The sequence below is a fragment of the Nitrosospira sp. TNL200 genome (genome assembly GCF_055386305.1).
Window position 1 is genome coordinate 2,673,832 of the sequence record NZ_AP041003.1, and the last position, 20,519, is coordinate 2,694,350.

General features: G+C 55.7%; 14 protein-coding genes. 9 read left to right on the top strand and 5 right to left on the bottom strand.

What is annotated here, in order from left to right:
• Positions 1 to 95: 95 nt before the first annotated feature.
• The 3 genes from ACZ5CE_RS12115 to ACZ5CE_RS12125 all read right to left on the bottom strand — a co-directional run bounded on the left by ACZ5CE_RS12115 (position 96) and on the right by ACZ5CE_RS12125 (position 2,155).
• Entirely contained in the window at positions 96 to 437 is a 342-nt protein-coding gene (locus ACZ5CE_RS12115) for a HesB/IscA family protein (protein WP_464575161.1), read from the bottom strand.
• A gap of 58 nt (positions 438 to 495) precedes the next feature.
• Complete coding sequence (locus tag ACZ5CE_RS12120) at positions 496 to 1,014, bottom strand: Rrf2 family transcriptional regulator (RefSeq protein WP_464575162.1); 519 nt, start codon at positions 1,012 to 1,014, stop codon at positions 496 to 498.
• A 523-nt stretch (positions 1,015 to 1,537) separates the two neighbouring features.
• Positions 1,538 to 2,155, bottom strand: coding sequence for a TetR family transcriptional regulator (locus ACZ5CE_RS12125; RefSeq protein WP_464575163.1), 618 nt, complete (start codon positions 2,153 to 2,155; stop codon positions 1,538 to 1,540).
• A gap of 210 nt (positions 2,156 to 2,365) precedes the next feature.
• Here ACZ5CE_RS12125 and ACZ5CE_RS12130 point away from each other — a divergent pair, with 210 nt between their 5' ends.
• From ACZ5CE_RS12130 to ACZ5CE_RS12150, 5 genes are all read left to right on the top strand, one after another.
• A complete protein-coding gene (locus ACZ5CE_RS12130; protein WP_464575164.1) occupies positions 2,366 to 3,490 on the top strand; it encodes an efflux RND transporter periplasmic adaptor subunit in 1,125 nt (374 codons plus the stop codon).
• Between the two features lie 10 nt (positions 3,491 to 3,500).
• Positions 3,501 to 6,620, top strand: coding sequence for an efflux RND transporter permease subunit (locus ACZ5CE_RS12135; protein WP_464575165.1), 3,120 nt, complete (start codon positions 3,501 to 3,503; stop codon positions 6,618 to 6,620).
• Complete coding sequence (locus ACZ5CE_RS12140) at positions 6,617 to 8,125, top strand: efflux transporter outer membrane subunit (protein WP_464575166.1); 1,509 nt, start codon at positions 6,617 to 6,619, stop codon at positions 8,123 to 8,125. Before ACZ5CE_RS12135 ends, ACZ5CE_RS12140 begins: the two co-directional genes overlap by 4 nt.
• Positions 8,126 to 8,642: 517 nt before the next feature.
• Entirely contained in the window at positions 8,643 to 9,848 is a 1,206-nt protein-coding gene (locus ACZ5CE_RS12145) for an efflux RND transporter periplasmic adaptor subunit (RefSeq protein ID WP_464575167.1), read from the top strand.
• Entirely contained in the window at positions 9,845 to 13,003 is a 3,159-nt protein-coding gene (locus ACZ5CE_RS12150; RefSeq protein WP_464575168.1) for a multidrug efflux RND transporter permease subunit, read from the top strand. The genes ACZ5CE_RS12145 and ACZ5CE_RS12150 overlap by 4 nt, the downstream gene beginning before the upstream one ends.
• Positions 13,004 to 13,030: 27 nt before the next feature.
• Here ACZ5CE_RS12150 and ACZ5CE_RS12155 read toward each other — a convergent pair whose 3' ends face one another.
• Positions 13,031 to 13,936: a LysR substrate-binding domain-containing protein gene (locus ACZ5CE_RS12155; RefSeq protein ID WP_464575169.1), complete on the bottom strand. Its 906-nt coding sequence runs from the start codon at positions 13,934 to 13,936 to the stop codon at positions 13,031 to 13,033.
• A gap of 144 nt (positions 13,937 to 14,080) precedes the next feature.
• On the opposite strand from ACZ5CE_RS12155, the gene ACZ5CE_RS12160 reads away from it, so the two are divergent.
• The 3 genes from ACZ5CE_RS12160 (at position 14,081) to cbbX (ending at position 17,150) form a co-directional block, all read left to right on the top strand.
• Positions 14,081 to 15,550, top strand: coding sequence for a ribulose-1,5-bisphosphate carboxylase/oxygenase large subunit (locus ACZ5CE_RS12160; protein WP_464575170.1), 1,470 nt, complete (start codon positions 14,081 to 14,083; stop codon positions 15,548 to 15,550).
• A gap of 29 nt (positions 15,551 to 15,579) precedes the next feature.
• A complete protein-coding gene (locus ACZ5CE_RS12165; protein WP_464575171.1) occupies positions 15,580 to 16,014 on the top strand; it encodes a ribulose bisphosphate carboxylase small subunit in 435 nt (144 codons plus the stop codon).
• Between the two features lie 185 nt (positions 16,015 to 16,199).
• On the top strand, positions 16,200 to 17,150 hold the full coding sequence (gene cbbX, locus ACZ5CE_RS12170; RefSeq protein ID WP_464575172.1) for a CbbX protein: 951 nt from the start codon (positions 16,200 to 16,202) through the stop codon (positions 17,148 to 17,150).
• 303 nt (positions 17,151 to 17,453) lie between these two features.
• Here cbbX and ACZ5CE_RS12175 read toward each other — a convergent pair whose 3' ends face one another.
• Positions 17,454 to 17,894: a hypothetical protein gene (locus ACZ5CE_RS12175; RefSeq protein ID WP_464575173.1), complete on the bottom strand. Its 441-nt coding sequence runs from the start codon at positions 17,892 to 17,894 to the stop codon at positions 17,454 to 17,456.
• 215 nt (positions 17,895 to 18,109) lie between these two features.
• Here ACZ5CE_RS12175 and ACZ5CE_RS12180 point away from each other — a divergent pair, with 215 nt between their 5' ends.
• Entirely contained in the window at positions 18,110 to 19,978 is a 1,869-nt protein-coding gene (locus tag ACZ5CE_RS12180) for an ABCB family ABC transporter ATP-binding protein/permease (RefSeq protein ID WP_464575174.1), read from the top strand.
• The last annotated feature ends 541 nt before the right edge of the window (positions 19,979 to 20,519 follow it).

Sequence of the window (20,519 nt, forward strand, 5' to 3'; positions counted from 1 at the left end):
TCCACTATCATTCACATCGAAGAAATTCCGGCCGCACTTCCTGTCGTGTATTGGCGAAACCGCCAGCCCCGACTCGATCCGGAAGCTGCGCGAAGCTACGCGTTGGCGGATTCCTTCAGGTTAAAGCTTTCACCGCAGCCGCAAGTGCTGTCGATGTTGGGATTGTCGAATCTGAAAGAATCGTTCAACCCCTCCTTTACAAAGTCGATACGAGAGCCATCGATGAATGGAAGACTGGATGCATCAACCACGACACTGGCATCATGCGACTCGAACAGTTGATCATCCGCATGGAGTTCGTCGGCATAATCAAAGGTGTAGCCAAACCCCGAGCAGCCGGACTTTTTTACGCCGACGCGAAGCGCAAGCCCCTTGCCACGTTTTGCGAGTTGCTTCCGGATTTGCTTTGCCGCATTTTCGGTCAATGTTATTGCCATGTCTCGCTCCCGCTTTACTGTTTCACACGCTGGCGGCCGAAGGCCTTCCCCGCATGGATCAGGCTGAAACTGTTGCTCGTTCACGCTCCCGCAACATGCCCTCGCGCTCCGGCACTACGCGCTCCGGCATGATCTTGCGCATATCGATCATCTGCACGACCGCATTTTGTCTTGCTTTCTGCTCATCGACCAATTGCTTGAGGGTTATCCCGCCAAGATGATCAAAAATGAGCTCGTTAAGTTTTACCCATAAATCGTGAGTCATGCACTTTTTGTCGTTATGGCAGTTTTCCTTTCCGCTGCACTGCGTCGAATCCATCGGCTCATCCACGGCAAGGATAATCTCGGCAATGGACACTTGCCCCATATCCTTTGCGAGGCAATATCCCCCTCCCGGTCCCCGCACGCTATCGACAAGTGAACGCTGCCGCAGCTTGGCAAACAGTTGCTCGAGATAAGACAGCGAAATTTGCTGACGCTCGCTGATTTCCGCAAGCGTCACCGGACGAGCGCTGCGCTGCATGGCAAGATCCAACAGTGCTGTTACTGCAAATCGTCCCTTCGTCGTTAGCCTCATGTTAAGCTCCTCCTTACTCGTAATTCGGTTGAAAAGTCACCAAAATGACAGTCCATGCGATCAATACATGACTGATTTAGTCAACTATAAGATACCTGAGAGATTTAGTCAACTATAACTGCGCATGCGGTTGCCGAAATATTCGGCCATCGCGAATCCTTCACAAGGAAGCGATGCCACCAGCGATTCCCGCCATGGCGTAAACGCATCCATTGGTAACTGTGCGAAAAATCGCAGCCTGTTCCGGCGGCAACGGCAGCCAGCAATACGGGCAATACTAAAAAGAGCAGCCGGTTCCCTGGACCTTGGAAATTCCATAGTCCGATGCGGCTTCGTGCAGGCGGCCAGAATGTGGGCGCCGAGGGAATCAAACCAGCGGAACGGGTGAATCCCCGAAGTCTCTGAAGCAGGTCACTTGGACCTGGAAGCCGGATCGAGGAATGGCGATCAAGGAATCTGGGCGAGTTTTTGGGAAGCGCTCGTACGGGATCTGCCCAGGTGCCCAGGCATTCTTCCCAACACTTTAACGGTGGCGCAGCCTCATATGCGCCTTGATGAGATCAATGGCCTGGTGGCGAAAGCGATTGCCATCCGTATCCTTTACCCACATATGCAGCAGGCCGATAAAAAACAAGTGTGTGTCCATTGCCAATTGAGCGGGATGGTGAGACGGATGCAGTTGCTCCCGAGCTTCGGCGCGCTCGTAAACCAGACGGAGTTTTGCCTCGATACCAGAACAATTCAATAAAATTTGCTGCAGCACGGTAGCGAATTCATCCACGTATTCGCATTTGATCATCATGATTTCATATATCTGGCGGGTCTCGATGCTGTCAGTCAGGATCTGGATGGTATCGCACAAAAAATTTTCTATACGGCTGAGCGGGTCCCCGGAGTCTTCCACGAGCAATGTATCGTCCATGCGGTCGATAAGCGGAAGGAAGACCTGTTCGCGCATCGCCTGGAACAGATCGATTTTATTGTTGAAATGCCAATAGATGGCACCGCGCGTAACCCCCGCCTGCGCCGCAACATGCTCCATCGTGGTACGGCTGACGCCGCGCTCCAGAAAAACCTGGCGAGCCGCCTCGATGAGGCATTGCCGGGTCAACTCCGCATTTTCTTTCGTTTTTCGAACCATGGTTCCAGTTTCGTTCTCGCTTCCAATATTTCCTATTTACACCGGCATGCTTTTGATGAATAATTTACATACATACACGAATGTATGCAAGCGATTATATTATCGAAACGGGAGTTGACGATGCCGGCTGGCAGCAATTATAAAAATAAATGCCACAAATTGTTAGCGGCCATTCGCTCAAAAGCGCTGATCATTCTGGCAACGGGCGCTATGGGTATTGTATTGACCGGTTGTGGCAAAGGCAGCTCTGCGCCTGCTCAGCCTTCGGGTGACATGGCCCTTCCTGTCAGTGTCATCGAAGTCCAGCCTGCCACCGTGCCTGTCAGCGCCGAAGCCGTTGCGCAAACCGAAGGCGCCAAGGAAGTGGAAATAAGGCCGCGCGTCGGCGGCATCCTGCTCAAGCGCCTGTATGAGGAAGGCGCGCCGGTCAAAGCGGGCCAGTCCATGTTTCAGATCGACCCCGTGCCCTATCAGTATGCTTTGGATCAAGCAAGAGCCCAGCTCGCCGAACAACGAGCGCGCATGGCGCAGACCGAGCGCGAGGAGAAACGCTTGCATGACCTGCTGACCAATCAGGCCATCAGCCAGCGAGAATATGATAACGCCGTTTCCGACAGCGCTATTGCGCGCGCCGCGCAGCAAGCGGCTGAAGCCCGGGTGCGCGATGCGGAGCGCAATCTCTCCTATACGCTGGTGACCGCGCCGGTAAGCGGCATATCAGGGCGCTTCCAGTTCTCCGAGGGAGCATTGGTGGAAGCGAATAGCAGCCTGCTGACCACGATTGTCCAGTTGACGCCGATATGGGTGCGATTCAGCCTGTCCGACAACGAACTCGCCCAGATCGGCGGGCCCCTGACCGAACAAAAGGTCAGGAAGGTGACCCTGATACTGCCCGACGGCACCGAATATGGAAAGGAAGGGGAATTGAATTTCGCGGCCAGCCGCATAGATCCTACATTGGGGACGCAGCAATTACGCGCGACATTCGACAATAGCGACAATCAATTGCTGCCGGGGCAATTCGTTCGCGCGCGCGTCACCACGGGCGAGCGCAGCGGTGTTTTTCTCGTGCCGCAGATTGCCGTGCAGACGTCGGACCTGGGGAAAAGCGTATACACGCTCGATGACAAAAACCAGGTGACAGTACGGCCCGTCGTTGCGGGACAGTGGATCGGAACCGACTGGATAATCCTGGAAGGATTGAAAGCAGGCGATAAGGTCGTTGTCGATAACATCATCAAACTGCGCCCGGGCGCGCGGGTATCGCCTCATGCGCCGGGAGAAATGCCTCTAGGGCCGCCCGGCCCGCCCGCCGCCGCTGACAAGAAAACATAAGCGGACATCAATGGGCAGCTCGTTTTTCATCACCAGGCCGATTTTTTCATCGGTCATCTCGATCATCATTGTTTTGGCCGGACTGGCAGCCGCCATGCAGTTGCCCATCGCCCAATATCCGCAGATCGCGCCTCCCACTGTCCTGATCACCGCGACCTACCCCGGCGCCAGCGCCGAGACCCTGACCAAGACTGTCGCCGCGCCGATCGAGGAACAGTTGAGCGCTGTCGACGATCTTCTTTACTTCAGTTCCAGTGCCGACTCCAGTGGAACATTGACGATTACCGTCACCTTCGAGGTAGGCACCGATATCGACCAGGCAACCTTTAACGTCAGCAATCGGGTCAATATCGCCCTGCCCCGCCTGCCCGATGAAGTCCGGCGGACGGGTCTGATCATCCAGAAACGCTCCAACGACATTCTGCTGGTCTTCATGCTGATCTCAACGGAGAAAGGGAAATATGATCCGCTGTATCTGAGCAACTACGCGACGCTCAACCTGCTGGATGAGCTCAAGCGAACCAAAGGCGTGGGCGACGCCCTGGTTTTCGGGGGGCAGGATTATTCCATGCGCGTCTGGTTGCGCCCGGACCGGATGGCGCAGCTCGGCGTGACCACGACGGATATCGCCACCGCCATTCAGGCCCAGAATGCGCAGTATGCGGCAGGCAAGATAGGCCAGGAACCGGCGCTCGCAGACCAGCAACTGATCTATACTGTAAATGCCAAGGGGCGGCTGCTTGAACCTGAAGAATTCGGCAACATCATTTTGCGTGCGGATGGACCCAGAGGCGTTCTCCATCTCAGGGATGTCGCCCGCATCGAACTCGGGGCGCAAAGCTATGATGTCCGGACTGCCCTGAATGGCCAGCCGGGTGCGGGCATACCCATCTTTTTGCAGCCGGGTGCGAATGCGCTGGAAACGGCCAATGAGCTCATAGCCAAAATGGATGAGCTGAAGCAGCGCTTTCCCGAAGGGATGGATTATGTGGTGCCTTACGATACCAGCAAGTTCGTCAAGGCATCGATGTGGGAGGTGGTCAAGACACTGGGGGAAGCCATGGTGCTGGTGATCATCGTCGTCTACCTGTTCCTGCAGAGCTGGCGCGCAACACTCATTCCCATCATCGCGGTTCCCATTTCACTGATAGGCACCTTTGCCGGCTTATGGATATTCGGTTTTTCCATCAATACGCTCACCCTTTTTGCCATGGTCCTGTCCATCGGCATCGTGGTGGACGATGCCATTGTCGTGCTGGAAAATATCGAGCGCTTGATGGATGAGGAAAAGCTATCTCCGTTCAAGGCAGCCATCCGCTCCATGGAGCAGGTTGCGAGTGCCGTCGTCGCCATCGTACTGGTGCTTTGCGCCGTATTCGTGCCCGTCGCCTTCATGGGCGGCATTGCCGGCGAGCTTTACCGCCAGTTCGCCGTCACGGTAGCCGTCGCAGTCACCATTTCCGGCGTGGTGGCGCTGACCCTCACGCCGGCGCTATGCGCCATCCTGCTGAGACACACCCATGGCGAATCCGCATTCTTCCGTGCCTTCAATAGCGGGTTCAGCCGGCTTACCCGGTTTTATGTCGGCACGGTGGGAATCACGATCCGGCATAAAATCATCGGCGCTTTTGTATTCACCGGCATTATCGGCGTTTCGGTATATCTGCTTGATACCGTCCCCGGCAGTTTCGTGCCACCGGAAGATCAGGGCTATGTCGTTACCGCAACGATTCTGCCCGATGGTGCCACCCTTGCCCGGACAACACGTACCGCTGAGTCGGTGCGCGCCGCCATTGCGGAAGACCCCGCCGTAGCCCACCAGTTCGTGGTCAATGGCTTCGACCTGATCGGAGGGGGCAACAAGACCAGTTCGGCCACCATGTTCGTGGCGTTCAAGGATTGGTCGGAACGCACGGCCACCGCGGATGACATCGTCGGCAAACTGATGGGCATCGGCATGCAGCAGGCGGATGGCATAGCAATCACATTCAACCCGCCCTCGATCCGGGGGCTGGGCACGGCCGGCGGCTTTGAAGTGTATGTGCAGACCCGGACCGGGGCCAGTCCGGCCCAGTTATCCGCAGTGGTAAACAACTTTATCGCGGCGCTGAACCAGGAGCCGCGCCTTGCCGGCATCGCCACATTTTTCCGTCCCACCGTGCCGCAATTCTTTATCGAAGTGGACGAGGCCAAGGCCATTTCACAGGAAGTAAGAATTGCCGACATCTACGCCACATTGCAGAGCACAATGGGTTCACTTTATATAAATGATTTCAACCGTCTGGGGCGCACTTATCGCGTACAATTGCAGGCCGAGCCTCAATACCGCATGAAACCGGAGGATCTCGGCAGGGTTTACGTGCGATCGCAATCCGGAGGCATGGTACCCTTGTCCGCCTTGAGCAAGATCAACACTGTCGTGGGCGCCGAGCAACTGGAACGCTACAATGGCCTGCTTTCAGCAAAGATACTGGGTGGGGGAGCGCCTGGCGTGAGCTCGGGCGAGACCATCGAGCTTGTGGAAGAAATTGCCGCGAAAAATCTGCCAGACAATTATCAGATTGCCTGGACAGGGCAGGCTTATCAGGAAAAACGGACCGGTTCCGCCGCAGTTTTCGCCTTCAGTTTCGCTATCATCATGGTATTTCTCATACTGGCCGCTCAATTCGAAACCTGGGTGCTGCCGCTCGCAGTTATCATGGCTGTCCCGTTTGCACTGGCGGGTGCATTGCTCGCGGTTCTGGTGCGCGGAATGCCCAACGATATTTACTTTCAGGTAGGCTTGATTACGCTGATCGGTCTTGCCGCAAAAAATGCTATTCTGATCGTGGAATTCGCCAGCCAGAAGATAAAGGAAGGTTTGCCGGTGGCCGAAGCTGCAATGGAAGCCGCGCGTTTGCGCTTTCGTCCCATTGTCATGACTTCGATGGCGTTCGTGCTAGGTATCCTGCCACTGGTGTTCGCGACCGGAGCCGGAGCAGCGGCGCGCCAGTCCATGGGCACCGGCGTGCTGGGAGGCATGCTGCTGGCGACATTCGTGGCCACGATATTCATTCCGCTGTTTTTCACCTGGCTCTCGCGCAAGCGGGCACCAGCGCCCATCAAAGAATCGGGGCAGGAGGCATTGTGAACGCATGCTCGAAGTGGTGGCGCGTGGTCTTGCCAAACTGGATGACCTTGCGCCTTGAATCGGAAGGCATCGCCTGCATGGGTCTGCTCCCTGGCCAGCGGGCCGGGACAACAACTTCCCGCCGCTGGACGCGCCTATTGGTGCTCCCTTCGATATTGTTCCTGGCGTCCTGCGCAATGGGACCGGACTATACCAGGCCGCATGTCGACGCGTCCGACAAGTTTCGCATGGCCTACACCGAGGGGCAGTCCATCGCCAACCTTCCCTGGTGGGAGCTTCTCAACGACGCGGAACTTCAACGGCTGATCAGGCAGGCCCTTCTCCAGAACAGGGATCTCAAGCAGGCGGTGGCCAGCGTCGAGGAGCTCCAGGCTCGCCTGGGCATAGCGCGCTGGGATTATCTTCCAAAAATGGATATGAACGTCAATGCGCCCGCCTTCGGACGCCTTGGAGGCTTTCTTTTTCCGGGATTCCCGACCCCTTACAGCTACTTCGGCCAGACCACCTTGAACTGGGAAATCGATATCTGGGGCAGGGTGCGGCGCTCCAACGAGGCAGCGCGCGCGGATCTGCTTGCGCGCGAGGAAAATCGCCGTGCAATCGTTCTTACCGTGGTGAGTTCCGTCGCACAATCCTATTTCGATCTCCTGCAGTTCGATATGCAATTGGACATTGCCCGAAATGCGCTGCAATCCTGGGAGGAATCGGTAGCCCTCTCCCGGGCACAACTGCGCGGAGGGGTGATCTCCCGCCTGGACCTGGATCAGTTCGAGGCGGAACGCGCCAATGCGGCGACTCGCGTGGCGGAGCTTGAGCGACAAATGGTTCAGAAGGAAAATGAGCTGAGCGTGCTGGTTGGGAAAAACCCGGTTTCCATTTCAAGAGGCCGGTCGCTGACGAGCCAGATTGTTCCCCCGGAAGTTCCAGCGGGCCTTCCTTCCGAGTTATTGCAGCGCCGCCCCGATATTCTGCAGGCGGAACAAACACTGGCTGCGGCTACGGCCCGGATAGGCATGACCAAGGCGGCGCGGTTTCCCAGGTTGACCATCACGGGTTTCCTGGGTGTCGCCAGTCCGGCCTTGTCGAAAATTCTGCTCTCTGGTAGCGAGTTCGGGGTGGGAGGGCTCGGGCTGGCAGGGCCGCTGCTCAATGCGCAAAGCCTGGGCTTCGAACAGCGCGCGGTGGAGGCCCAGGCAAGGCAGGTTCTGGCCCAGTACGAGCAAACGATTCTGGTGGCATTCAAGGAGGTCGAGGATGCGCTGGTCGCGGTTCGTACGGTTACTGAACAGCAAAAAGCCCAGGAGCAGCAGGTTAAGTCGCTACGCTCGGCTTTGCATGTCGCCAATTTACGTTACAAGGGAGGAATCACAAGCTATGTCGACGTACTTCTCGCAAAACGTACTCTTTTCGACGCTGAATTCGCCCTTGCAGCAACGCGCCGCCTGCATCTCGTATCGGTCGTTCAGCTCTACCGTGCCCTCGGCGGAGGATGGTCGCCCGCCTGACAGGCGCATTCAGGAAGCAGGTTTCTCTTCTTCTGTCATCATGATGCACCTTAATCTGCTGCATCATGAATTCCACTGCATAGCCAGGCCAGCCTCTCGACAAATTTTCCTTTAGCTTTAATTTTGTCCGGACCGGTCTAAGCTTGAGGAAGTGCTGAACTTAAGAAAGCGCTGAACAGGTTCTCGTTGAGCGTTGCTGGTAAAACCGGGATGATCATTAAGCATGCAGGCAAACGCCATAGCCGGATCTGTGATGCCAGGGAGCGCAACGCCATGGCTCCCCCGAAGCATGGTCCGGCGGACCCCGTGAAACGGGGATCGGGCGGCAGCGGGGATACCGGACCGTGCCAAAGTATATATGGGGCGTTAGCAGCCCACTGCGGGGACGCTTCTTCCGTCGGGAAGACCTGTTCCGCCTTTGGTCATCGCGCCAGCGGAGATTTATTCAGGGCTTCCTCGAAAGCCTGAAGTGTTTCTTATTCTATTCCTGATCCAGGAGTATGCCGGGAGCAAAGCAATGAACTTGAGCAGAAGCATCATTGTGCAAAGTAGCGTTGGAATGATCCTGGCCTTTTTCGCCGGCTGCGGCGGCAAGCCCCCCACCCCTTCGCCCCAGCCCATGCCCGAGGTGGAAGTGATCACCGTTACTCCCAGGACGGTCCCGGACGAACCGGAGTTCATCGGACGCACCGAAGCCTTTCGTCCCGTGGAAATCCGGGCGCAGATTACCGGCATTATCCAGAAAATCTATTTTACCGAGGGTCGCAATATCAGAAGGGGCGACAAGCTGTACCTCATCGATCCTGTTCCTTTCCGGGCAGCCTATCTTAGCGCAAAGGGAAGAGTGGCCCAGGCGCAGGCACACCTGCTGCAGGCAGAACAGGATGTCGCACGGGTCAAGCCCCTGCTTGAAGAGCAGGCTGTCAGCCGGAAAGACGTGGACGATGCCGTCGCGCAGGACCTGGCTGCGCGCGCAACGCTCGAATCCGCGCAAAGCGACCTGGTGAAGGCCGAGTTCGATATGGGAAACACGCTCATCACGGCGCCGGTAAGCGGACGAATCGGACGCAGCCGCTACTATGAAGGACGCCTGATCTCGGCCCAGACCGACTTGCTGACGACCATCGACCAGCTGGATCCCATGTACGTCAATATCAGCGTTCCAGAAAGTTATCTGCTTCGAAGGCGGCGCGAGCTGACGGAACACAAGGTGGCCAGGCCGGATATTTTTCAGTTGCGTGGAGTCATGACTTTTTCCGATGGCACCGTCTACCCGCAGGAGGGGGTGCTGGATTTTGCGGAAGTCGGCCTTCGCACGGAAACCGGCATGCTGCAGGGACGCTTCGTATTTCCTAATCCGGAGGGAAATCTCTCTCCGGGGCAATCCTATGTCTATCCCGGGCAATTCGTGAAAGTTCGCTTGAAAGGGTACATCCGCACGGATGCCATCCTGATTCCGCAGCGCGCAGTCCAGCACGGCCCCAAGGGCGCCTTCGTGTACGTGATCGGCAAGGATGGCAAGGCGGAGCAACGCCCGATCGACGCGACCATATGGTATGGCGATGAATGGCTGATTGATCGGGGCCTTCAGCCAGGAGAGCAGGTCGTGGTGGAAGGATTTTACCGGATTCAGCCAGGAATCCAGGTCAATGCCGTTCCATATCGGAATACGGATTCCTCTCCCGGCAAGAAGAACGAAGAGCCTGGCGGGCAAACCTCATGAGTCCGCATTTTTTCATCGACCGGCCGATTTTTGCTTCGGTTCTGTCCATTATCATTGTGGTCGTGGGCCTGGTATCGCTCCAGGCCTTGCCAATTGCCCAGTTCCCTGAGATCACCCCCCCCATGGTGCAGATCGATGCTGATTATCCTGGGGCCAGTGCCGAAGTGGTGGCAGACGCGGTAGCGCGTCCCATCGAAGTCCAGCTGCCCGGCATCGACAATCTCATGTACTACGACTCGATCAGCACCAACGACGGCCACATGACGATGCGCCTTACGTTCGAGATCGGGACGGATATCGATATCGCCCAGGTTCAGACGCAGAACCGGCAGCGGCTCGCCGAACCCCAGCTTCCCGATGAAGTAATCCGCCAGGGCATAACGGTAAAAAAGACATCGCCGGATTTGCTGGCAGTGATTGCGCTGAGCTCGACCGATCCCCGGCACGATACCATCTATCTGTCGAATTATGCATTGCTTCGCCTATTGGACAACGTCAAGAGGCTCCCGGGCGTCGGCGATGCCATTATTTTTGGTGGCCAGAATTATTCGATGCGCCTCATCCTGGATCCCGTCAAGATGGCGCAGCTCAACATCACGCCCACCGACATCGCCACCATCGTCCGGGAGCAGAACCGGGATTTTCCGGCAGGCCGGATTGGCCGTGAGCCGGCACCCAAGGGCACGGAATTGACCATTCCGGTCATCACGCAAGGCCGGATGAGCGAGGTCAAGGAATTCGAGGAGATGATCGTCCGGGCTTATCCGGACGGCTCCATGGTGCGTCTCCAGGATGTAGCTCAGGTGGAGTTGGGAGCGCAATCCTATGATCTCGAAGGGCGGTGGAACGGAAGACCGAATACCTTCATCCTGACCTTCCTCTCACCGGGGGCCAATGCGCTCGACACCATCAAGCACGTGCGGGAAGAGATGGACAAACTCGCTGTCAGTTTTCCCGCCGGAGTGTCTTACGATATTCCATACGACACCACCACGTTCATCGATGTGTCCATCAAGGAAGTGATCAAGACGCTTGCCGAGGCCATGCTCCTGGTCATCCTGGTTGTATATGTTTTTCTGCAAAGCTGGCGCGCCACGCTCATTCCCGCGGTCGCTGTTCCCGTTTCACTGCTGGGTACCCTCGCAGGCATGGAAGCCCTGGGATTTTCCATAAATACACTGACCCTGTTCGGCATGGTGCTCGCGATCGGCATCGTGGTGGACGATGCGATCGTGGTCGTGGAAAATGTCGAGCGTCATATGTCCCGGGGCCTCGCGCCCAAGGATGCCGCCAAGAAAGCCATGGATGAGGTAACCGGTCCCGTGATTGCGATCGTACTGGTACTGGCGGCTGTGTTTGTGCCCGTGGGCTTTCTCGGAGGCATCACCGGCGAACTCTACAAGCAGTTTGCCATTACCATCGCCTTGTCGGTGGCGATCTCCGGGTTCGTCGCGCTCACATTGAGTCCCGCGCTTTGCGCCCTCGTTCTCAAGCCCGGCCATGAGGCACCAAAAGGATTCTGGATAATATTCAACCGGTCGTTCGACTCGATGCAGGCAAGTTATGCAGGAGGGGTGACCAGGGTCCTGCGGCACTCCATAATGGCGCTGATTATCTTCTTGGTGCTTCTGTTCGTGATCTTCGGTCTGTTTAGGACCATTCCCGGCAGCTTCCTTCCAGAAGAAGACCAGGGATACTTCATTACAGTTGTTCAATTGCCCGAAGGCGCTTCGAAACAGCGCACCATCGAGGTGGTGCGTAAACTGGAAAACTACTTTCTATCAATCAAAGCTATACATTCCACTGATGCGCTGGCTGGCCAGAATTTCGTATTCAGCACTCGCGGCGCCAATCAGGCCACGATGTTCATTCCGTTGCATCACTGGGATGCGCGGAAGAACGCGAACGAGCAGGTCCCCGCGCTCATCGCGGCAGCATTTCAGGAATTTGCCCGAATTCCCGAAGCACTGATTCTCGCGTTCAATGCCCCTTCCATCCGGGGGCTCGGCTCCACCGGGGGATTTTCGGTACAACTCCAGGACCCGAGCGGAGGCGATTTCACGCGGTTTGCCGCCGTGGCTGAGGAATTTGTAGCGAAAGCCAGAGCGCAGCCCGCGATAGGGGCGGTGACCACCAGCTTTCGCGTAAGCACGCCGCGGCTTTACGCCACCGTGGACCGCGAGAGGGCCAAGGCACTGGGCGTTCCGATCTCCGAAGTGTTCGACACCATGCAGGCCTACTTCGGGAATCTGTATATCAATGACTTCATGAAATTCGGCCGCGTCTATCGCGTGCAGACTGAAGCCCCACCGGAATATCGGTCCAATCCCGGCGATATCAGCAAGGTTTTTGTACGCTCCCAAAGCGGGACAAGCCCTACCATGATTCCCTTGGACTCGGTGGTCAACACAAAATTTACCAGCGGTCCCGATCCTGTTACCCACTTCAATGGCTTCAACACCGCGCTTGTGCTGGGAGGCGCCGCGCCCGGGTTCAGCTCCGGGCAAGCCCTGGATGCCTTGCAGCAGGTAGCCGACGAAGTGTTGATTCCCCAGGGATATGCCATCGACTGGAGCGGAATGTCCTATCAGGAACGGCATGCCGGGGGAAAATCCGCGGTGGTATTCGCCTTCGCGCTCCTGATGGTTTTCCTGGTACTCGCCGCCATGTACGAAAGCTGGTCCGTTCCATTCGCTGTCATACTTGCTGTACCTTTCGGAATTCTGGGCGCACTGCTGGCCGTATGGTTGCGGGGATTGACCAACGATATCTATTTCCAGATCGGCTTGGTCACATTGATCGGGCTTGCAGCAAAAAACGCGATTCTCATCGTCGAGTTCGCCAACGAACGCTACAGCGCCGGAATGCCGCTAGTCGAATCTGCCCTGGAAGCAGCTAGGCTTCGATTCCGGCCTATCATCATGACGTCGCTCGCATTTATCCTGGGCGTCGTGCCGCTCGTCGTCGCCTCCGGAGCAGGCGCGGCGAGCCGGAATTCGATCGGAACGGGCGTTTTTGGGGGAATGCTGGCCGCCACCTTTCTGGCTATCTATTTTGTCCCGCTCTTTTTCGTGGTGATCGGAAAAATTACGAGAAGAAAAAACAAGGAATCCACCCCGGAAAATTCCCAGAACAACGCGGGAAGCCAGCCGTAGACATAGGCGCCGCAGGTGCCGCTGTGGTCATGCGGGCATCAAGCCCGGCGCTTCCTTCAGCAGGAATTCCCTGAAAGCGTGCGCCGCGCTCGAGAGGCGCTTGTTCTTGCGATGCACCACATGCCAGTGGCGCATGATGGGAAAATCCTGGACATCGAGAATCTGGAGCCGCTTTGTCTCCAGCTCCAGCTCGGCGGTATGCAACGACATGATACCCAATCCCATTCCTGCCTGGACTGCCTGCTTGATGGCTTCGTTGGTATCCGTTTCCATGCTTTTGTTGATGGAAATATGATGCTCGGAAAAAAAGCGCTCCATCGCGCTGCGCGTGCCGGAACCAGGCTCGCGCACCAGGAATGTTTCCTGCTCCAGCCTTTTCACCGGGATGTGCCGGAGAGCGCACAGTGGATGAGTTGGCGGAGCGATGACAACCAGCGGATTTTCCATGAATGATTCCGTGGCGATATCCAGCCCATCCGGCGGCAGGCCCATGATGGCCAGATCTGTGACATTATCCGCCAGATGCTTCAGCACAGTTTCCCGGTTGGCAACATTGAGACTGACCGTGATGCCGCTATAGCGCTGGCAGAACTTGGCGAGCAGATGCGGAGCGAAGTAATTGGCGGTACTCACCACCGAGATGGTGAGCTTGCCCCTGTCCAGCCCCTTCAATTCATCCAGCGCGAGTTCCATGTCCGCCAGTTGCTGGGAAATGATACGGCTGTAATGATATAACTCCCGGCCGGCATCGGTCAGGTACACCTTCCTGCCCAACTGTTCGAAGAGAGGCAGATTAATATTATCCTCCAATTGCTTGATTTGCATTGATACAGCTGGCTGGGTGAGATAAAGCTCTTCGGCAGCGCGCGAAAAACTGAGGTTGCGGGCGACAGATTCAAAAACCTTTAATTGTCTCAGGGTAATATGCAGCATCGCCAGGATTGAGCCCGCGGCACGGGTACTATGATATATAAGGAAAATATTATCATATCCATCAAAATACATGACTGGAATTTATAATCTATCCGATTACAATGTACGTGTAGTACTTTTACCACCCCACGAGGAGAACCGACCATGAGTCAAGAAATAAAGGGCAAGGAACGCTACAAATCCGGCGTCATTCCATACAAGAAAATGGGTTACTGGGACGCTGATTATGTCCCCAAGGAAACTGATATTATTGCACTTTTTCGCATCACGCCCCAGGAAGGGGTGGATCATGAGGAAGCCGCCGCGGCTGTCGCCGGCGAATCCTCCACCGCAACCTGGACCGTGGTATGGACGGACCGCCTGACCGCCTGCGAACTATACCGCGCCAAGGCTTATCGTTCTGATCCGGTTCCCAATACCGGCCCGGGCACCAAGACCGAGCAACAGTATTTTGCCTACATCGCCTATGATCTGGATCTGTTCGAACCGGGCTCCATCGCCAACCTGACTGCCTCCATCATCGGCAATGTTTTCGGCTTCAAGGCAGTGAAAGCGCTGCGCCTGGAAGACATGCGCATTCCTGTGGCTTACCTGAAAACCTTCCAGGGGCCCGCCACCGGCGTCGTTGTGGAGCGTGAGCGCCTCGACAAATTCGGCCGTCCGTTGCTGGGCGCCACCACCAAGCCGAAACTGGGGCTTTCCGGCCGCAATTATGGGCGTGTGGTGTACGAAGGGCTCAAGGGCGGCCTGGACTTCATGAAGGATGACGAAAACATCAATTCGCAACCCTTCATGCACTGGCGCGACCGCTTCCTGTATTGCATGGAAGCAGTCAACAGAGCTTCCGCCGCGACGGGCGAAGTCAAGGGCCACTACCTGAACGTCACTGCGGGCACCATGGAAGACATGTACGAGCGCGCAGAATTCGCCAAGTCGCTCGGTTCTGTCATTGTCATGATCGACCTGGTGGTCGGCTACACCGCCATCCAGTCAATGGCCAAGTGGGCGCGCAAGAACGACATGATCCTGCACCTGCACCGTGCGGGCAACTCGACCTACTCGCGCCAGAAAAACCATGGCATGAACTTCCGCGTGATCTGCAAATGGATGCGGATGGCCGGGGTCGATCACATCCATGCCGGTACGGTTGTCGGCAAGCTCGAGGGCGACCCCCTCATGATCAAGGGGTTCTACGATACCCTGCGGGAAACCGACACAAAGACCAGCCTGGAAACCGGCCTGTTCTTCGATCAGGACTGGGCCTCGCTGAACAAGGTCATGCCGGTTGCTTCGGGCGGCATTCACGCTGGCCAGATGCACCAGTTGCTGGATTATCTCGGCGAAGACGTGATCCTGCAGTTCGGCGGCGGCACCATCGGCCACCCCATGGGTATTCAAGCTGGCGCTGTTGCCAACCGCGTGGCGCTGGAGGCGATGGTCATGGCACGCAATGAAGGTCGCGATTATGTGAAAGAAGGTCCTCAGATTCTCGAAGCTGCTGCCAAGTGGTGCACACCGCTCAAGCAGGCTCTGGACACCTGGAAGGATATCACCTTCAATTACGAATCCACCGACACCGCCGATTTCGTGCCCTCGACCACGGCGAACGTCTAACCCTATCCCCTATCCAGGAGAAAATAATTATGATGACCAATGTAGGAAACCGTGTCACGCAGGGGCAGTTCTCTTTTCTGCCCCCGCTGACGGATAAGCAGATATCGGCGCAAATCAAGTACGCGCTGAAGAACGGCTGGGCCATCGGTGTGGAATACACCGACGATCCGCATCCGCGCAATACATACTGGGAAATGTTCGGCAACCCGATGTTTGATCTGAAGGATCCTGCCGGCATTCTCTCGGAAATCAATGATTGCCGCAAAACCTATCCGAATCATTACATTCGGGTAACGGCCTTCAACTCCACGCGCGGGGTCGAAAGCCCGACCATGTCATACATCGTCAACCGCCCCAAGAACGAGCCGGGTTTCAGGTTGGATCGCCAGGAAACGGATGGCCGTTGCGTTCGCTATACCATTCACTCCTACGCTACCGACAAGCCGGAAGCCGAGCGTTATTGATGGAACTGGCCTCTTCCTTTCCGGGAAGGGGCCAAGCCCAAGGAGGGGGCTGGATAGGCGGGATGATGAGGCTGTGAATTCATCGAGCGCTTTACCCAGCCCTTTATCAAGTTGACAGCAAGCTCGTTTTTTAAACTGACATACCCAGGAATGTTTCCTGACACACCTAAACAAGTGGAACAAAAGTGAAAAATCCAGAACTCCTAACTCCCGATAATAGTTCAGTGGATCTGGACGCCGAATTTCGCAATTCCAACATCAAGGAAGTGCTGGACAAGCTGGATCTGGAATTGATCGGCTTGAAACCGGTAAAAACCCGCATTCGCGAAACAGCCGCATTGCTGCTCGTGGATCGCGTGCGCAAGAAACTGGATATGACTGCCGGTGCGCCCAGCCTGCACATGAGTTTTACCGGTAATCCAGGTACAGGGAAAACCACGGTAGCGCTACGCATGTCCGAAATCCTGCATAGACTGGGTTATGTGCGGGAAGGGCATCTTGTCTCGGTGACACGTGACGACCTGGTGGGCCAATATATAGGCCATACCGCCCCAAAAACCAAGGAAGTGCTGAAAAAGGCGATGGGTGGAGTGCTATTCATCGATGAGGCCTATTATCTCTATAAGCCGGAAAACGAACGCGACTACGGCGCGGAGTCGATAGAAATCCTGCTGCAGACAATGGAGAACAACCGGGATGACCTGGTTGTCATTCTTGCGGGCTACAAAGACCGCATGGAAAAATTCTTCCGCAGCAATCCTGGCATGCGTTCGCGTATCGCCCATCATATCGACTTTCCCGACTACAGCGCGGATGAACTGGTCGCTATCGCCAAGCTCATGCTCGCTGCCCAGAATTATCGCTTCAGCCCCGAAGGCGAGGTGGCATTTGGCGAATATATCCACCTGAGGATGAAAATGGATCATTTTGCCAATGCACGCTCGGTTCGCAACGCCCTCGACCGGGCAAGACTGCGGCAGGCCAATCGCTTGTTCAAGGGAGCGCGCAAGAATCTTTCACGGATCGATCTGATGACCATCGAGGCGGAGGATATCCGCGCCAGCCGCGTATTCAAGGAAGGAGCAGTCGACCTGGACGGCGATGAGGGTGCAAACGAGAATCCGCCAGCGAGTTGAATGGGCTTGCAGCCTCCATTTTGTGGGAAGCGGATGAATAACTGGCTCCAATACCTCACCTTGTTATCCTGGGCAAGTTATTGAAAACCTTCCATTGGGTGGGCGCCTGGTTCCGGCGCCCTCTTTTTTGGAATAAGAATCCAGAAGGCAGCAGGATTCAACAAAAACGAGCGATCCACTGCCGGATTTGGGTTTAACTCCGGCTCGAAGTCCCGAAGCTTGCTTGCCTCAATTGCCATTGCCGTAGATCCCAAAAATGCCGGTCTGCCAGGTTTTCCGCTTGTAAAATTTCAGTTCCCTTTTCTATCGGCCCAGGCGCTGCATCGCGTCCAGATCATTGTTGGTATCGATATCCCTTGTACCGCCGCCGCCTCCATCTGTATAGAGACACCAGCAATCCATATTTTCCAGGACCAGGCATCCGGAAGCGCCGCGGCTCAAGCATGTCGCGCAGCACGCTGAAGCCGGATCGGGTGGCAGTGGTCCCGGTCCTCCTCCGCCGCCTTTTCTTCTTCTGCTTTCGTTGACCAGGTCGATATTCTGGGTGATCGCGAAGATGGATTGCTTGTTCGCCTCGTCGATCACGAATACTGTCTTGAAAGGGGAACTCTTTACCACTGCCAAACCAGCTTTGATCGATGCCTTCGAGCCAATCGTAAAAGACGAGGATGCGACTAACGATGACGGAGCATCAATGCGGACGCGATCGAAGAGTGGGCACTTCAGAAAGAAATATTTTTCCATTTTTATCTCCAGGTTGGTTGAAAGGGATGACGGCGGAGACGATAAATTGACGCTATTGATAGTCCGAAAGAACTCTTATCTACAAATTGCCGCCACTTTTGTACTATAGAAGGCTATGTCCATATTTCAACCTCCTCACCTGGGATTGGCAGCAATATAAGATAGATTTCATTCCACTATTCATCCCGATATCGCCATCCCTAACTCCAAGATCGATGCGCCCCACCCGCCTGGAAGTGCCACCCGCCAACCGAAACGACTGGAAGACCATCCGCAGCCTGCTGCCTTACCTCTGGGAATTCAAAGGGAGGGTCGTTCTGGCACTATCACTTCTCATCATGGCAAAGCTCGCCAATGTGGGCGTCCCATTGGTGCTGAAGGAAATCATAGACACCCTTGACCGCCCGCGCGCGCTGATGGCTCTGCCGGTTCTTCTGCTGGCCGCTTATGGCGTGTTGCGCCTGGGCAGCACACTATTCGGAGAGCTGCGGGATGCGATCTTCGCCAAGGTCACGCAGCGCGCCATACGCCGCGCGGCTATCAATGTATTCAACCACCTGCACGCCTTGTCGCTGCGTTTTCATCTGCAGCGCCAGACAGGGGGCGTATCCCGCGATATCGAGCGCGGATCGCGCGGCATCTCTTTTCTTCTCAATTTCATGCTGTTCAATATCTTGCCGACATTGCTGGAAATCGGGCTGGTTGCGGTCATTCTCCTATCCAGATACAGCACATGGTTCTCGGTGATCATCTTCGGTACCCTGACCGCGTACATCACGCTCACCCTGGTCGTGACAGAGTGGCGCATGATCTTTCGGCGGACGATGAACGACATGGACTCAAAAGCCAATACCCAGGCGATCGACAGTCTGCTGAACTATGAAACGGTCAAGTACTTCGGCAACGAGGCGTGGGAGACTCGGCGCTATGATGAACATCTGCAAAAATGGGAGATGGCAGCGGTTCGCAACCAGACATCGCTTGCTCTTCTCAACTCCGGGCAGAGCGTCATCATCGCGATAGGAATTACACTCCTGCTTTCACTGGCGGCGCAGGAGGTTATCCAGGGAACGATGACATTGGGCGATCTGGTGCTGATCAACGCTTTCATGCTGCAACTCTACATGCCGCTGCATTTTCTGGGGTTCGTCTATCGGGAGATCAAACACTCGTTGGCCGACATGGAAAAAATGTTCAGCCTGTTGGAAGAGGATGAGGAAATCAGGGACAGTGCCGATGCAATCGAGCTTGCCGGAAACAGTGCCGAGGTTCGCTTCGAAAACGTCGATTTCAGCTATGAACCCAATCGGCAAATTCTATTTGATGTCAGCTTCGAGATTCCTCCAAGCGGTAATGTCGCTGTCGTCGGACACAGCGGATCGGGAAAGTCGACATTGGCCCGGTTGCTGTTTCGCTTCTATGACACAACCTCCGGCAGAATCCTAATAAATGGACAGGACATAAAGGGAGTGACGCAGAAAAGCCTGCGCGCAGCCATTGGAATTGTTCCCCAGGACTCTGTCCTGTTCAACGACACGATTTATTACAATATCGCCTATGGGCGTCCCCATGCAGCCAGGGAGGAGATCATCGCGGCGGCGACGGCGGCGCATATTCACGACTTTATCGAAAGCCTGCCGAAAAAATATGAAACCACGGTGGGGGAACGCGGCTTGAAACTTTCTGGGGGAGAAAAACAGCGCGTGGCCATAGCGCGTGCGATCCTGAAGAACCCAAGAATACTGATATTTGATGAGGCAACTTCGGCACTGGACTCGAAGTCGGAAAAAGCCATCCAGGCTGAGCTTAAACGTGTCGCCATGCACCGTACCACTTTAACCATCGCCCACAGGTTGTCGACCATAGCGGATGCCGATCAGATACTGGTGATGAGCAATGGCCGTATTATAGAACGTGGCGCTCACCTGGAACTGCTTGCGGCTAACGGCGCTTATGCGCATATGTGGCGGCTTCAGCAGCAGGAAGAACGGCCCCACCTGCAATCGCCAGCGATTTCAGCTGAAGAATCTCTCCCGGCAAACTCGCCCAAGCTTTCGAAGGCCGGGACAATTGACGGCTTCTAGCAGCCTGTCGGACTTGACAACCGAAGCGAAAATGTGACTGGGTGAGGAGGATTTTGACGATTTTGAAGGCCAATAGTTGTTCTATTGATCGAAAAAGCGACGAAATAAGACCAGCCAGACGCTTTTACAGCCGATTTCCTTTAAGTCCGACAAGCTGCCAGCTGTGGTAAGTCATAAATTCATTGCATAAAAAATACCCGTCATTCCGGCCGCTGCACCAGTGGCGAGCCGGAATCCAGAGCCTTCTCAAGCTGCCGGATTGAAGATCATTGTATTGTCGAGGGCGACTGGAATTTTTATCCTGGATTGAAGTCATTAAAAGTGTCCCATAGTGGACAACACGGCTTTCGCCAAAGCAGTTGAAGATCACAGCAAGACTTAAGGAAGCGCTGAACAAATCCTCACTGAGCGCGTTACTGGTAAAATCGGGATGATCATAAGGCGCGCGACGAAGGTCGTAGCCGGGACTACGATGCCAAGGAGCGCAACGCGGTGAGCACCCGATTTTACTGCAACCCTTATGGGGCGGGGCTTTGCGAGC

What these genes read in the sequence shown, in the direction of transcription:
- ACZ5CE_RS12155 (WP_464575169.1), bottom strand. Translation starts at nt 13,936, where the DNA reads ATGCTGCATATTACCCTGAGACAATTAAAGGTTTTTGAATCTGTCGCC.
- ACZ5CE_RS12135 (WP_464575165.1), top strand. Translation starts at nt 3,501, where the DNA reads ATGGGCAGCTCGTTTTTCATCACCAGGCCGATTTTTTCATCGGTCATC.
- ACZ5CE_RS12150 (WP_464575168.1), top strand. Translation starts at nt 9,845, where the DNA reads ATGAGTCCGCATTTTTTCATCGACCGGCCGATTTTTGCTTCGGTTCTG.
- ACZ5CE_RS12125 (WP_464575163.1), bottom strand. Translation starts at nt 2,155, where the DNA reads ATGGTTCGAAAAACGAAAGAAAATGCGGAGTTGACCCGGCAATGCCTC.
- ACZ5CE_RS12180 (WP_464575174.1), top strand. Translation starts at nt 18,110, where the DNA reads ATGCGCCCCACCCGCCTGGAAGTGCCACCCGCCAACCGAAACGACTGG.
- ACZ5CE_RS12145 (WP_464575167.1), top strand. Translation starts at nt 8,643, where the DNA reads ATGAACTTGAGCAGAAGCATCATTGTGCAAAGTAGCGTTGGAATGATC.
- ACZ5CE_RS12120 (WP_464575162.1), bottom strand. Translation starts at nt 1,014, where the DNA reads ATGAGGCTAACGACGAAGGGACGATTTGCAGTAACAGCACTGTTGGAT.
- ACZ5CE_RS12165 (WP_464575171.1), top strand. Translation starts at nt 15,580, where the DNA reads ATGATGACCAATGTAGGAAACCGTGTCACGCAGGGGCAGTTCTCTTTT.
- ACZ5CE_RS12160 (WP_464575170.1), top strand. Translation starts at nt 14,081, where the DNA reads ATGAGTCAAGAAATAAAGGGCAAGGAACGCTACAAATCCGGCGTCATT.
- ACZ5CE_RS12115 (WP_464575161.1), bottom strand. Translation starts at nt 437, where the DNA reads ATGGCAATAACATTGACCGAAAATGCGGCAAAGCAAATCCGGAAGCAA.
- ACZ5CE_RS12175 (WP_464575173.1), bottom strand. Translation starts at nt 17,894, where the DNA reads ATGGAAAAATATTTCTTTCTGAAGTGCCCACTCTTCGATCGCGTCCGC.
- ACZ5CE_RS12130 (WP_464575164.1), top strand. Translation starts at nt 2,366, where the DNA reads ATGGGTATTGTATTGACCGGTTGTGGCAAAGGCAGCTCTGCGCCTGCT.